The sequence below is a fragment of the Kitasatospora sp. NPDC093679 genome, from assembly GCF_040683455.1.
GTDB classification, from domain to species: Bacteria; Actinomycetota; Actinomycetes; order Streptomycetales; family Streptomycetaceae; genus Kitasatospora; species Kitasatospora arboriphila.
The window spans coordinates 37,885-51,025 of the sequence record NZ_JBFBDW010000043.1; the positions used below are offsets into that span (position 1 = coordinate 37,885).

Annotated in this window: 11 protein-coding genes; 8 read left to right on the forward strand and 3 right to left on the reverse strand. The window is 76.4% G+C overall.

The window, feature by feature from the left end:
- Positions 1-7 precede the first annotated feature (7 nt).
- Positions 8-1,198 carry a hypothetical protein gene (locus AB0O09_RS28360; RefSeq protein WP_363546143.1) on the forward strand — a complete coding sequence of 397 codons (1,191 nt, stop codon included), beginning with the start codon at positions 8-10 and terminating at the stop codon, positions 1,196-1,198.
- An 83-nt stretch (positions 1,199-1,281) separates the two neighbouring features.
- On the opposite strand, the gene AB0O09_RS28365 is transcribed toward AB0O09_RS28360, so the two are convergent.
- Both AB0O09_RS28365 and AB0O09_RS28370 read right to left on the reverse strand, forming a co-directional pair.
- Positions 1,282-2,472 (reverse strand): NADP-dependent malic enzyme, encoded by a 1,191-nt coding sequence (locus tag AB0O09_RS28365; protein ID WP_363546146.1) that lies wholly within the window; start codon positions 2,470-2,472, stop codon positions 1,282-1,284.
- A gap of 154 nt (positions 2,473-2,626) precedes the next feature.
- Positions 2,627-4,204, reverse strand: coding sequence for an FAD-dependent monooxygenase (locus tag AB0O09_RS28370; protein ID WP_363546149.1), 1,578 nt, complete (start codon positions 4,202-4,204; stop codon positions 2,627-2,629).
- 115 nt (positions 4,205-4,319) lie between these two features.
- Here AB0O09_RS28370 and AB0O09_RS28375 point away from each other — a divergent pair, with 115 nt between their 5' ends.
- The 6 genes from AB0O09_RS28375 to AB0O09_RS28400 all read left to right on the forward strand — a co-directional run bounded on the left by AB0O09_RS28375 (position 4,320) and on the right by AB0O09_RS28400 (position 11,465).
- On the forward strand, positions 4,320-5,867 hold the full coding sequence (locus tag AB0O09_RS28375) for an MFS transporter (protein WP_363546152.1): 1,548 nt from the start codon (positions 4,320-4,322) through the stop codon (positions 5,865-5,867).
- A gap of 118 nt (positions 5,868-5,985) precedes the next feature.
- Positions 5,986-6,936: an aldo/keto reductase gene (locus AB0O09_RS28380; protein ID WP_363546155.1), complete on the forward strand. Its 951-nt coding sequence runs from the start codon at positions 5,986-5,988 to the stop codon at positions 6,934-6,936.
- Positions 6,937-7,156: 220 nt separating this feature from the next.
- Positions 7,157-8,266 carry a ScbA/BarX family gamma-butyrolactone biosynthesis protein gene (locus AB0O09_RS28385; RefSeq protein WP_363546158.1) on the forward strand — a complete coding sequence of 370 codons (1,110 nt, stop codon included), beginning with the start codon at positions 7,157-7,159 and terminating at the stop codon, positions 8,264-8,266.
- 88 nt (positions 8,267-8,354) lie between these two features.
- A complete protein-coding gene (locus AB0O09_RS28390) occupies positions 8,355-9,032 on the forward strand; it encodes an HAD-IB family hydrolase (protein WP_363546161.1) in 678 nt (225 codons plus the stop codon).
- A 109-nt stretch (positions 9,033-9,141) separates the two neighbouring features.
- On the forward strand, positions 9,142-10,239 hold the full coding sequence (locus AB0O09_RS28395; RefSeq protein WP_363546164.1) for a ketoacyl-ACP synthase III: 1,098 nt from the start codon (positions 9,142-9,144) through the stop codon (positions 10,237-10,239).
- 302 nt (positions 10,240-10,541) lie between these two features.
- Positions 10,542-11,465 (forward strand): ScbA/BarX family gamma-butyrolactone biosynthesis protein, encoded by a 924-nt coding sequence (locus AB0O09_RS28400; RefSeq protein ID WP_363546167.1) that lies wholly within the window; start codon positions 10,542-10,544, stop codon positions 11,463-11,465.
- A gap of 58 nt (positions 11,466-11,523) precedes the next feature.
- Here AB0O09_RS28400 and AB0O09_RS28405 read toward each other — a convergent pair whose 3' ends face one another.
- Positions 11,524-11,967: a MarR family transcriptional regulator gene (locus AB0O09_RS28405; RefSeq protein ID WP_363546170.1), complete on the reverse strand. Its 444-nt coding sequence runs from the start codon at positions 11,965-11,967 to the stop codon at positions 11,524-11,526.
- A gap of 227 nt (positions 11,968-12,194) precedes the next feature.
- Between AB0O09_RS28405 and AB0O09_RS28410 the strand changes: the two genes are divergently transcribed.
- The gene (locus tag AB0O09_RS28410; protein WP_363546173.1) at positions 12,195-13,124 is read left to right on the forward strand and encodes a hypothetical protein; all 930 of its coding nucleotides are present in this window, start codon (positions 12,195-12,197) and stop codon (positions 13,122-13,124) included.
- Positions 13,125-13,141: the final 17 nt, after the last annotated feature.

Consider the following 13,141-nt stretch of genomic DNA (forward strand, 5'->3'; position numbering starts at 1 on the left):
GCGGCGCATGTCACTGCAGACGGGGGGATTTGCGGCCGGGGCGGCCGAACCGACCGCACCGCAGGTCCAGGCGCTCCTGGACCGGGCCGTCGGCTTTCCCGGCCTCGCGGAGAAATACCGCGGCGCGGCGGGCGGCCGCCCCGCCGACCTCCGCGTCCTCGCCCCGCTCTCCGCCGACGAACTCCGTGCGGCGGTCTGGTCCGGCGTCCGCGGCGGCCTCGCCAAGGACCGCGGCGCCGTGCTCTACCTCGGCGGCGGCACCACCGCCGAACCCTCCGCGACCCTGGTGCCGAGCTGCCTGTTCGCCGGAGACATCCAGCGCGCCTGGTCCCCGCTCGCCCCCGGCGACGTCCTGCTCAACCTCTCCCGCGGCACCCGGCTCTGGCCGGTCCACGACCTGTGCAACGCGCTCGCCGCACTCTCCGGCTGCTCCGCCATCCCCTACGGCACCCCCGACACCGACGACCTCGGCCGCCTCGTCGACTTCTTCGAGCAGTGCGGCGCCACCGCGCTCGCCGCGGACACCCCCACCCTGCGCGCCCTGCTCGAACACTGCCGGCTCACCGGCCGCCGCCCGGCCTGGCTGCGCACCCTGCTCTGGGTGGGCATCGGCCTGGACGGCGCCACCGCCGGGCTGCTCGCCGAGGTCCTCCCCGACGCCGCCGTCTGGGGCCTGTACGGCTCGGTCGAGACCTGGGCGATCGGCTGCAACGGGCCGCGCTGCGCCCGCGACGTCTTCCACCCGCTGCCGCACCAGTACGTCGAGCTGGTGGACGGCGAGATCCTGGTCAGCACCCTGCACGAGCTGGCCGTCACCCCGCTGGTGCGCTACCGCACCGGCGACACCGGCGAGTTCGCCGACTGCCCGTGCGGCGCCGTGCAGCCGGGGGTGCGGGTCCGCGGTCGCTCGGCGGACGTCCTGTCCTTCCGGGGCGCCCGCTTCGGCCGGGCCGAACTCGTCGCACTGGCCGCCTCGGTGGAGGAGGTCGCGGCGGCCGAGGCCGAGGTGCTCGACGCCGGGCTGCCCACCGAGCGCCTGCAGCTCTCCGTCCGCACGGTCGCGGGCGCGGCCTCGGACCGGTACCTGTGCGACTGGGTGCGGGAGTGCGTCCTCGCCCGGCACCTGACCCTGCGCCAGGCCGTGGCCGGCGCACCCGACGCGTTCGAGGTCGTCGCCGCGGCGGTGCCCGCGGCCTGAGCTGCGCGCAGGACCCGGGGCCGGACCGCCGACGGGCGGTCCGGCCCCGGGCCGTTCGGTGTCCGGCCACGCCGGAGGGGCGGTCAGCGGCGGGCCACCCCCGCCGAGCGGGCCTCGGCGGCCACGGCCGCGGCCACGGCGGGGGCCACCCGGGGGTCGAAGGGGCTGGGGACGATCCGGTCCGCGGACAGCTCGTCGGCCACCACCTCGGCGATGGCCGCGGCCGCCGCGAGCTTCATGCCCTCGGTGACGGTGCGCGCCCGGACGTCCAGGGCGCCGCGGAAGATCCCGGGGAAGGCGAGCACGTTGTTGATCTGGTTGGGGTGGTCGCTGCGGCCGGTGGCCACCACGGCGGCGTACCGGCGGGCGACGGACGGCTCGATCTCCGGCGTCGGGTTGGAGAGCGCGAAGACGATCGCGTCCGGGGCCATCGCGGCCACCGCCGACTCGGCGACCGTCGCCCCGGAGAGCCCGATGAACACGTCGGCGCCGCGCAGCGCCCCCTCGATCGAACCCCGGCGGCCGGCCCGGTTGCCGTCCGCGGCGAGCGCGGCCTTCACCGGGTTGAGGTCGGTCCGGCCGGGGTGCAGCAGGCCCTTGCTGTCGCCGACCGCGATGTCCCCGATCCCGGCGGCGAGCAGGATCCGGCTGACGGCGACGCCGGAGGCGCCCGCACCCGCGACCACGGCGCGCATCTTCGACAGCGGCCGTCCGGTCACCCGGGCGGCGTTGCGCAGGGCGGCGAGGGCGACCACGGCGGTGCCGTGCTGGTCGTCGTGGAAGACCGGGATGTCGAGCTCGGCGCGCAGGCGCTCCTCGATCTCGAAGCAGCGCGGGGCGCTGATGTCCTCCAGGTTGATGCCGCCGAAGCTCGGCGCGAGGTGCCGTACGGCGGCGATCAGCGCCTCGGTGTCGGTGGTGCCGAGGCAGATCGGCACCGCGTCCACGCCGGCGAACTCCTTGAACAGCAGAGCCTTGCCCTCCATCACCGGCAGGGCCGCGGCCGGGCCGATGTCGCCGAGGCCGAGCACGGCGGTGCCGTCGCTGACCACCGCGACGGTGTTCGCGGCCCAGGTGAACTCGTGGGCCAGCTCCGGGTGTTCGGCGATGGCGGTGCAGACCCGGGCGACCCCGGGGGTGTAGGCGAGCGACAGGTCGTCGGCGCCGCGCAGCGGCACGGTCGAGCGGGTCTCCAGCTTGCCGCCGCGGTGCAGGTCGAAGACCGGCTCCAGGAACGGCACGATCGGGTCCACGGTCGGGGCGAGGTCGGTCATCAGGGTCCTCCGGGAGGGTGCGGACGGGGCGGTTCCCCGTCGCGGGTGGAGCGCTGACTGGGGCTGGTGAGGTGCGAAGGGGTCGTGGGCGGGGCCCGGCCGGGACGGCGGCCGGGCGCGGGTGCGGCGGTCGGCGGGCGTGCCCGCCGGCGTCTCAGCCGCGGGCGGCCGGGCCGAGCTGGGCGGTGAGTTCGGCGCTGAGGCGGTCGAGGTCGCGGGCGTGGCCGTGGGCGGCGATGTGCCCGTCGGGGCGGACGAGGTAGTAGCCGGGCCGGTGGCAGCCGGTGTGCCGGGCGGCGGCGGGCAGCGGGACGCGGGCGGTCCGCACCCCGGGGCGGTCGGCGGTGCGGCGGTCCAGTTCGGCGGCCCAGCCGGCGGGGCCGACGGCGGCGAGGGTCCAGCCGGCGGGCTCCTCGCCGGAGCCGGCCGGTGCGGTCGCGGCGGCCAGCGGGCGGGGCAGCACGGCGCCGGTCCGCAGCCCGCCGGGCAGCCGGCCGCGGAGGCGGCAGCCGGTGAGCCCGGACGGTTCCTGGGTCTCCCGGACGGGCGGGTAGGCGAGCCGGCGCCCGGCCATCACCGGTCCGTAGAGCCGGGAGAGCAGGCCGGTGCGGTCGCCCAGCCGGAAGGCGGCGTCCCGGAGCAGGACCTCGGCCGGGCCGTCCACCAGCCAGGCGCGGGTCTGGACGTCGGTGTCGCGGACGACCCGCCGGGCGACCGCGGAGCGCTCCGGCCCGTAGCCGTCGAGCAGGGTGGCGGGCGCCTCGCCGTGGATCACCGCCGCGAGCTTCCAGGCGAGGTTGTGGGCGTCCTGCAGACCCGTGTTGAGGCCCTGGCCGCCGGCCGGGCTGTGCACGTGGGCGGCGTCGCCGGCGAGGAAGACCCGGCCGAGCCGGAAGTCCCCGGCGTGCCGGGCGTGCACCCGGAAGACGCTCTGCCAGACCGGCTCGCCGATCCGGACGCCCTGCGGGCCGCGCTCGTCGACGATCTCCTGCATCATCGCGACGCCGACGTCCCGGCCGGGCGGCAGGCTGGAGAAGAAGCGGAAGATGCCGTCGGGCAGCGCGACGACGACCAGCGCGCCCTTCGGGGACTGGTAGTAGTGCGCCTGGTCGGCCGGGAGTTCGCCCTCGATCGGGGCGTCCACCAGGGCGAAGGCGGTCTCGTAGGTGCTGCCGAGGAAGCCGGTGCCGATCTGGGCCCGGACGGCGCTGCCGGCCCCGTCGGCGCCGATGACGAAGGGCACCCGGGTGCGTTCGATCCGGCCGTCCCGGTGCTCCAGCACGGCGGTGACCCCGTCGGTGGCCTCGACCCGGCCGGAGAAGTCGAGGTTGTCGAAGCAGAGCAGGCGGACGCCGCGCTCCACCGTGCCGCCGAGTTCGTGCAGCCGGGCCTCGACGACGTCCTCGGTGGCGCTCTGCGGCAGGCAGAGCGGGGCGAGGTCCTCGGTGAAGTCGAAGGTGCCGAGCGGCCGCCGGTCGGAGTAGTACCGGAAGGCGTTGATCCGGACGGAGGCGGCGCGGATCGCGTCCAGCATGCCGAGGTCGTCGAGCACGTCCAGGGTGCGCGGCCAGAGCAGCAGGGCCTTGGGGAGGCGGGCGGCGGCCGGGGCCCGGTCGACGATCCTGACCCGGACGCCGCGGCGCAGCAGCTCGCAGGCGGCGAGCATGCCGGTCGGTCCTCCGCCGACGACCAGGACGTCGGCGTCCGACGCGGTGATCGCTTTGTCTGTCATGGAACTGACTCCTCGTCCGCCCGGAGGCTGAGTAGCAGATTGACGCTGTCCATAAGATATCTTATGGTCGTCTCGGTTTGTGAAGTACGTAGATGACTGATGGATGGGGGAAGTGATGAGCGTCCTGGCGGAGCAGGACCTGGCCGCGCCGCGCGCGGGCCGGGCGGCCGGCGGGCCGGCGATCATGGTGGCGATCGCGCTGGCCAGCGTGATGCTGCCGCTCACCGTCACCGGGCCGGCCGTGGCGCTCCCGGCGCTGGCGACCGACCTGGGGGCCGGCGTCGGCGCCGCGCAGTGGGTGCAGAACGCCTACGGCGTCACCTTCGCGGCCTGCCTGCTGGCCGCCGGCGGCCTCGCGGACCGCTTCGGCCGGCGGCGGGTGCTGCTGATCGGCGTCCAGGTGTTCCTGGCGATGTCGCTGGTCTGCGCGCTGGTGCCGAACATCGTGCTGGTCGACCTCGCCCGGGCGCTGCAGGGCGTCGGCGCCGCCGGTGTCCTCACCAGCGGCGCGGCGATCCTCGCCGCCTCCTTCGACGGGCCGGCCCGGGCCAGGGCGTTCGGCGTGCTCGGCGCCTCCTTCGGCTTCGGCCTGGCGCTCGGCCCGCTGGTCGCCGGTGTGCTGGTGGCCTCGGTCGGCTGGCGGGCGGTGTTCCTGCTGAACGTCGTGCTCGGCGCGGTCGTGCTCGCCCTGGTGCCGCGGCTGCCCGAATCCCGCGACCCGGCCGCCCGCCGGATCGACCGGGGCGGACTGGTGACCTTCAGCGGCAGCCTGGCCCTGCTGGCGCTGTACTTCGTCGAAGGCCCGGAGCAGGGTTGGACGGGCGTCGCCGCGATCGGCTCACTGGTCGGCGCGGCCCTGTTCATGCTGCTCTTCGTGCTGGTCGAACTGCGCGTCGAGCGGCCGATGTTCGACCTGTCGCTGTTCCGCCGGCCGACCTTCGTGGTGGTGGTCTGCCAGCCGTTCACCATCACCTTCGGGTTCGTGGTGCTGCTGGTCTACCTGCCGCAGTACCTGCAGGGCGTCGGCGGCCGCAGCGCCACCGAGGCCGGCGCACTGCTGCTGCCGCTCACCCTGCCGGTGCTGGCCCTGCCGCTGGTCGCCGGGAGGATCGCCGCCCGGCTGCCGCTGCGGGTGATGCTCGCCGCCAGCTCCGCGCTGATCGCCGCCGGATCGCTCTGGCTGGTGGTGCTCGGCCCGGATGCCGGCTGGGCGCAACTGACCGGACCGCTCGCGGTGTTCGGCGTCGGCGTGGGCAGTGCCTTCGGCGTGATGGACAACGCCGCGGTCAGCGTCGTCCCGGTCGAGCGCTCCGGAATGGCCTCCGGCATCTTCAACACCATGCGCATCACCGGTGAGTCGGTCGCCATCGCCGGGGCCGGCGCGCTGCTGGCCGGCCTCTCCGCCGCGGGCCTGCAGGGCCGGGTGCCGGGGCTGGACACGGCCGGCGAACGCGCCCTGGCCGGCGGTGCCGTGCAGGGCCGGCTGGGCGAGCAGCTCGGCACCCTGCCCGCCGGGGTCCGCACCGCCGCCTCGGACGCGGCCGCCGACGCCCTCACCTCGGCGATGCACACCGGATTCGTCGTCCTCGCCGTGCTCGCGCTGATCGGCGCGGTCACCACCTTCGCGGTGGTCCGCGACCGGGAGCTCACGGGCACCTCCTGACCGCGTCCGGCGCGGGCCGCCCCCGTGCCCGCGCCGGACGCACCCCGCCCCACCACCGCCCCCACCCCTGAACACCCCCGAACCCACACCGCCATTCGACAGAGGAGAACACCGCACCATGCGCACACGACAGTTGGGCAGCACCGGGATCACCGTCGGCGCGATCGGCCTCGGCTGCATGGGCATGAGCTTCGCGTACAGCCCGACCCGCCGCGACGACGCCGAGTCGGTCCGGGTGATCCACCGGGCGATCGACCTCGGCGTCACCCTGATCGACACCGCGGACGTCTACGGCCCGCACACCAACGAGGAGCTGGTCGGCCGCGCGATCCGCGACCGGCGGGACGAGATCGTGCTCGCCAGCAAGGCCGGCCTGGTCGTCCGGGACGGCGAGATCCTGCCCGACGGCCGTCCCGAGCACCTGCGCGCCGCCGCCGAGGGCTCGCTGCGCCGCCTCGGCGTCGACCGGATCGACCTCTACCAGCTGCACCGGGTCGACCCGGCGGTGCCGGTCGAGGAGTCCTGGGGCGTGCTCGCGGAGCTCGTCCGCGAGGGCAAGGTCGGCGCGATCGGCCTCTCCGAGGCGACCGTCGAGCAGCTCGACGCCGCGCACGCCGTCCACCCGGTGGCCACCGTGCAGAGCGAGCTGTCGCTGTGGAGCCAGGACCAGCTCGACGAGGTGGTGCCGTGGGCGGCCCGCCACGGCGCCGGCTTCATCGCCTACTCGCCGCTCGGCCGCGCCTTCCTGACCGGCGCCATCACCTCGGCCGCCGCACTGGAGGGCGAGGACTGGCGGCAGGGCAACCCGCGTTTCCAGCCGGAGGCGATCGAGGCCAACCAGAAGCTGGCCGAGGGCGTGGCCGAGGTCGCCGCCCGCTACGGGGCGACGCCCTCGCAGGTCGCGCTGGCCTGGGTGCTGGCCCGGGGCGAGCACGTGGTGCCGATCCCCGGCACCAAGCGGCTCGCCTACCTGGAGGAGAACGCCCGCGGCGGCGACCTCGCGCTGGAGGCCGAGGACCTGGCACTGCTGACCCGGCTCGGCGCCACCGCCGTCGGCACCCGGTACTGACGGCGGGCCGCGCCACCGGCCGGCCCCCGCAGCCACCACCGAACCACCACCGCAACCACCGCGGCGCCCCGCCGCCCGGACCGCGGCCGCCGCCCCCCACCGGGCGGCGGCCGCGGCCCGGCGGGCCCGCCCGCCGCGGGCACCCGGACCGAGGGCGCCCGCCGCACCGGTGCCAGGCCGATCCCTGGACCGCATCCGAGGAGCAACGAGGAGGAACCGCATGACCACCGCACCGCTCGCCCCCGTCGAGGCACCGAGCCACCCGGCCGAGGCCGTCCCGCTGTCCTGGGCCACCACCCTGGACCGCGGACTGGTCCACCGGGACGCCGTCGGCGAGGTCTTCGTCACCGACCTGCGCGGGGACGAGGACGGCCACTACACGGCCGCCGCCCAGCTGCCCCGCTCGCACGCCTACTACGGCGACCACCTGCTCCGGCCCGGCACCCACGACCCGGTGCTGCTGCTGGAGGCCGCGCGGCAGGCCACCCTGGCCGGGGCGCACCTGTTCCACGGCATCCCGACCGACCACAAGTTCATCCTGACCTTCCTGCGGATCCACCTGATCCGGCCGCAGCTGCTGACCATCGGCGACAGCCCGCTCGACCTGGTGCTCAAGGTGACGGTGACGGACCGCCGGGTCCGCGAGGGCCGGGTGACCGGGCTCGACCACCGCGTCGACCTCACCGTGGACGGCACCGTGATCGGCTGGGCCGGCGTCGGCCTGCGCTTCCGCGACCCGGCCGGCTACCGCGAGATGCGCCTGCGCAACCGCGACGGCGCCGAGCTGCCCAGCACCGCGGTGCTGCCGCCGCAGACCGGCGGCACGGGCGGCCCCGGCCTGCCGGCCGCCCCGGACCTGGTCGGCCGCGCCGACCCGCGCAACGTGGTGCTCCTCGACCCGCGGCTCGCCGACGGCGGTGCCACCGCGGTGCTGCGGATACCGGCCGGCAACCCGAGCATGTTCGACCACCCGCAGGACCACCTGCCGGGCATGGTGCTCGCCGAGGCCGCCCGCCAGCTCGCCCTGTTCACCGCGCTGGACACCCGCGGACTGTCCGCCGCCAAGACCTTCCCGGTCGACCTGGCCGTCACCTTCGCCCGGTTCGGCGAACTGGAGCCGCGGACGGTGCTGACGGCGACCCTCGGCGACGAGAAGCCGCTCGGCGCGGAGGCCGGCGAGCACGCCTACTACACCCAGGGCGGCCCGCTCGACCTGGACGAGGCCGAGCCCGGCGCCGCCGTCACCCAGCTGCCGGTCGTGGTGGACGCCCGCCAGAACGGCGAGTCGATCGCCCGGTTCGTCCTCTCGCTGGCACGCATCCGCGGCTAGCAGGCTGTACGCGTACCCGGCGGGCCCGGGCGCACCGCCCGGTGCGGCCCGGCCCGTGACCGACCGACAGCACAGCAGGGGGAGACCGATGTCCAGCACCGCCGCGTTCTTCGACGTGGACGAGACCCTCGTCCGGGTCAAGAGCATGTTCCACTTCCTGGAGTTCTACCTGCGCCGCCGCGGCGAGCCGGAGGGCACCTTCGCCCGGCTCACCGCCGACCTCCGGGCCGCCGCCGCGGCCGGTACGCCCCGGCAGGTCGTCAACCGCGCCTACTACCGGCTGTACGCCGGGGAGAGCGCGGAGCGGCTCGCCGCGGCCGGCGAGGCCTGGTTCGAACGGGCCGTCGAGGACGACCTGTTCGTGCCGGAGACGGTCGCCGCGGCCGAGCGGCACCGGGCCGCGGGCGACGCCCTCGTCCTGGTCTCCGGCTCCTTCTTCGCCTGCCTCGACCCGATCGCCGCCCAGCTGCGGGCGGACTGGACGGTCGGCACCCGGCCGGTGGTCCGCGGCGGCCGGCTCACCGGCGAGGTGGTCGTCCCGGTGATCGGCGCGGTCAAGGGCCGGGTCGCCTCGGCGGTCGCCGGCGTCCGCGGCCTGGACCTCGCCCGCTGCGCCGCGTACGGGGACCACTCCAGCGACATCCCGCTGCTGGCCGCGGTGGGCCGGCCGGTCGCGGTCGGCGACGACCCGGTGCTCACCGCGCACGCCGAACTCGCCGGCTGGCAGCGGCTGGTGCCCGCCGAGCCGGTGCGGGCCGCGGTCTGAGCACGTGCCGCGCACCCCCGCCCGGCGGGCCCGGGGGAGCGGCGCGGACGGCACCCGGCCGGGGCCGTACCGCGCGGCGACAGGCCCGCACCGACGACAGGAGGGGACCATGACACCGATCGGCATCGTGGGCACCGGCTCGTACGTGCCCGCGGAGGTCGTCAGCAACGAGGAGGTCGCGGCCGGGGCGGGCGTGACCGCGGAGTGGATCGAGGAGCGGACGGGCATCGGCCGGCGGCACCGCGCCGCCCCGCACGAGGCCACCTCCGACCTGGCCGCCGAGGCGGCCCGCAGAGCGCTCCGACAGGCCGGGGTGACGGCCGACCGGCTCGCCTTCGTGGTGGTCGCGACGTCCACCCCGGACCATCCGCAGCCCGCCACCGCCAGCATCGTGCAGCACCTGATCGGCGCCCGCCGGGCGGCCGCCTTCGACGTCAACGCCGTGTGCAGCGGCTTCGTGTACGGGCTGGCCGTCGGCACCCAGATGCTCCGCGGCGGCACCGACCCCGCCGCGCCGTACGGACTGGTGATCGGCGCGGACATCTACTCCCGGATCCTCGACCGGGAGGACCGGAGGACGGCCGTGCTGTTCGGCGACGGCGCGGGCGCCGCCGTGCTCGGGCCCGTCCCGGCCGGGCTCGGCGTGGTGCAGACGCTGTTGCAGGGCCGCGGCGACCAGCACCGGCTGATCGGCGTCGCGGCCGGCGGCAGCCGCAGGCCGGCCTCGGCGGAGACGGTCGCCGAGGGCGGGCACTGGTTCCGGATGGACGGGCGGGCGGTGCGCGGCTTCGTCCACGAGGCGCTGCCCGGCGCGGTCTCCACGCTGCTCCGGCGGGCCGAGGTGCCCGCCCGCGAGGTGCGGCACTTCGTCCCGCACCAGGCCAACGGGGTGATGCTGAACCAGGTGTGGCCTGAGCTCGGACTGCCCGGCGCCACCATGCACCTGACGGTCGACCGGCACGCCAACACCGGCGCCGCCTCGGTGGCCGTCACCCTGGACGCGGTGCACCGCCGAGGCGGGCTGGAGCGCGGGGACCTGGTGCTGCTGGCCGGCTTCGGCGGCGGGATGAACATCGGCGCCGCCCTGCTGCGCTGGGCCCTGGACCAGCCGGCCGGCCCGCTCGGCGAACCGGTGTACCGGGCCGAGGACGAGGCGGCCGAACGGCTCGCCTCCTGGGGGCTGCTCTCCGGGGCCGCCCTGCGCTGAGCGGGCCCCGGCGGCGAGCCGCGGTGCGCGTGCCCGGACGGCCGGGCCGTGCCCCGCGGCTCGGCCGCGTCCGGGCGGCGCCCGGGCGCGGCGGCGGACGCCCGGGAGGGGCCGCACCACGTCCGGGTACCGCCCGGGCGGCGTACCGACGAGCGCCCGGTGACGGCTTTCTGACGCTCCGTCGGTGTTCAGTAAAGGGATGTCAAAACCGGGCGGCCCGACTCGGAAACCCCTTCGAAAACAAACCGGTTGGTCTGTAGGATTGGGGACACCCGGTGAACACCCGAAGGGGGATTTGTACGGTGTCCCAGATACTGGACCTGCGTCCGGAGGGCGTGCTGTTCGCCCGCACGGTCGACCGCGCGCTCGTGCACCGGGCCGCGGTGTCGGAGGTGCTCCTGACGGACTGCCGACCGGTCGGCGACCTGGACTTCGTCCTCGGCGCGCAATGGCCCCGCGGCCACGGCTTCCACCTGCCGGTCGCCGACCGCTGGTACGACCCCGTCCTGATGGCGGAGACCGTCCGCCAGGCCGGCCTGGTCGTCGCGCACACCGCCTTCGGCGTCCCGCTCGACCGGCACTTCCTCATGTGGGACGTGGCCTTCGAGGCCGACCCGGCCGCGCTCGCCTTCACCGGCGCGCCCGCCAACCTCTCGCTCATGGCCACCTGCGAGGACGTCCGCCGGCGCGGCACCGGCCTCGCCGGCATGCGGATCCGGATGCACGTGCTGCGCGACGGCCGGGCCCTCGGCACCGCCACCGGCGCGCTCGGCTGCACCACCCCGGGCGCCTACCGCAGGCTGCGCGGCGACCGGCTCGCCGCCGCCTTCGAACGGCCGCTGCCGCCGCTGCCCGTGCCGCCGCCGCTGGTGGGCCGCGACCGGGCCGCCGACGTGGTGCTCGCGCCCACCGCCCAGCCGCAGGTCTGGCAGGTCCGCTCGGAGCGCAGCCACCCGGTGCTGTTCGACCACGAGGTCGACCACGTGCCCGGCATGGTGCTGGTCGAGGCGATGCGGCAGGCCGCCTGCCTCGCCACCGGCCGACCCGCGCCGCTGGTCACCGCGCTCTCGGCGTCCTTCCGCCGGTACGTCGAGTTCGACGGGCCCTGCCTCGTCCGGGCCGAGGCGGGTGCCGCCTCGGTGCACGGGACGGCGGTCGAGGTCGTCATGGAGCAGGGCGGCGAGACCGTGGCGCACGGCAGCCTCCGGGTCCTGCCGACCGGCTGAGCCGCCGTCCGGTCCGGGCCCCGCGCCACGGGACGGCGCGGGCGGTTCCGGGGCGGGCTCAGGCGCCGGTCGGCGCGTTCGCCAGCGCCGCCGTGGCGCGGCCCAGCAGGGCCAGCAGCCGCTCGCGCTCCTCGGCGTCGAACTCCGCGTCGAGGGCCTGCTCCACCGCCATCGCCGCCCGGTCGGCCTTGGCCAGCAGGGTGCGGCCGCTCCTGGTCAGCCGGGCCTCCAGGATGTGCTGGTGGATCGGGTGCGGCTTGCGTTCGACGAGCCCGCGCCCCTCCAGGGTGCCCAGCACGGAGGACATCGTCTGCGGGGTGACCAGGCAGCGCCGGGCCAGTGCCGCCCCGGACAGTCCGGGCTCCTCCGACAGCACCAGCAGCACGGTGTACTGCGGGGTGCTGAGCTTGAACGGGCGCAGTGCCGCATGCTTGGCCGCGATCAGCTCCTGCTCGGCGCGCTTGATGTGGTGGCCGAGGCGCTGGTCGATAGGCATCGTCATGCCCACCTGTATATCAGGCATCTTAGGTCTGTATGAAGCCTGCGTGTCGTGGAGGCGGTACCGTACCGCGCGGTCGGTCCGTTCCGGGGTCGTCGCGCGGCGCTCCGCCGTGCCCGCGTCCGGGCCGGTCGCGGCGGCCCCCGCCCGCCCCGTCCGCCCGGGCGGGCCCGGTCCGACACACCGTCACCCGGCGGTCCGCGGGCGCGGTGCCGACGTACATTGACGGAATGATCACGTACGTGGAGCGGCAGGCGGGGGAGCTGGCGGCGGCGGGCCGCTGGCCGGAACTGCTCGGACTGTTCCGGCGGCTGCGCGGTACCTCCCCCCGCACGGCCGGCCCGATCGGGCACCTCCTCGCGTACAAGGCCCCGCCGGAGCACGCCGCCCGGCTCTTCGACCGGGACGGCGGCCCGCACGCCGCCGCCGGCGAGCACGACCACGACGCGGGACCGCTCTGGGAGGTCCTCGCCACCCGGCACTCCTGGCGCCGGCTCGCCCCGCTGCTGGAGCCCGCGCCGGTGCGGCGGCTGGTCGCCCACACCCGCGCCCTGCTCGGCGAGGAGGTCGCCGGCCGCGCCGAGGCCGACCCGGAGGGCGTGCCGTTCGCGCTGGAGCCCTGGGAACAGGCCGGCTGGGAGGAGGGCGTCCGGGTGCGCGACTACCTGCCGGCCGGCGGAGCCCGGCGGGCGCTGTTCGCGCTGCCCGACACCCGCGAGGACCTCGTCCGCCTCGACCTCCCGGCCGCCGGCCGGCCGGTCGCCGGCTTCGCCGGGGCCCGGCTGTCGCACACGCTCGCGCCCTGGCTCACCGCGGTCTGCGTGCAGGGCACGGCCCCCGACGCCGCCGCCCGGCTCGCCCCCGGACGCCGGGTGCTGGCCGGGCACCTGCCCTTCGCCGCCGCGTACCCGGCCCTCGTCCAGGCGGCCTCCGGCACGCCCCGGCTCGGCACCGCCCACGGCCGTCTCGCCGTCTGGCACCTGCTCGCCGCGATGGCCGGCACCGCCCGGCCGGTCGCGGCCGAGGTCAACGCCCTGGTCGCCCGGCTGCGCTGCCTCGCCTGGTCGGAGCCGCGCGACGAGCTCTGGTACCTGCACCTCGCGCTGGAGGACCCGGCCACCGGCCTGGCCTGGGCCGTCAGCGGCACCGCCGAGGCCTGACCCGGCCCGGGCGGTGC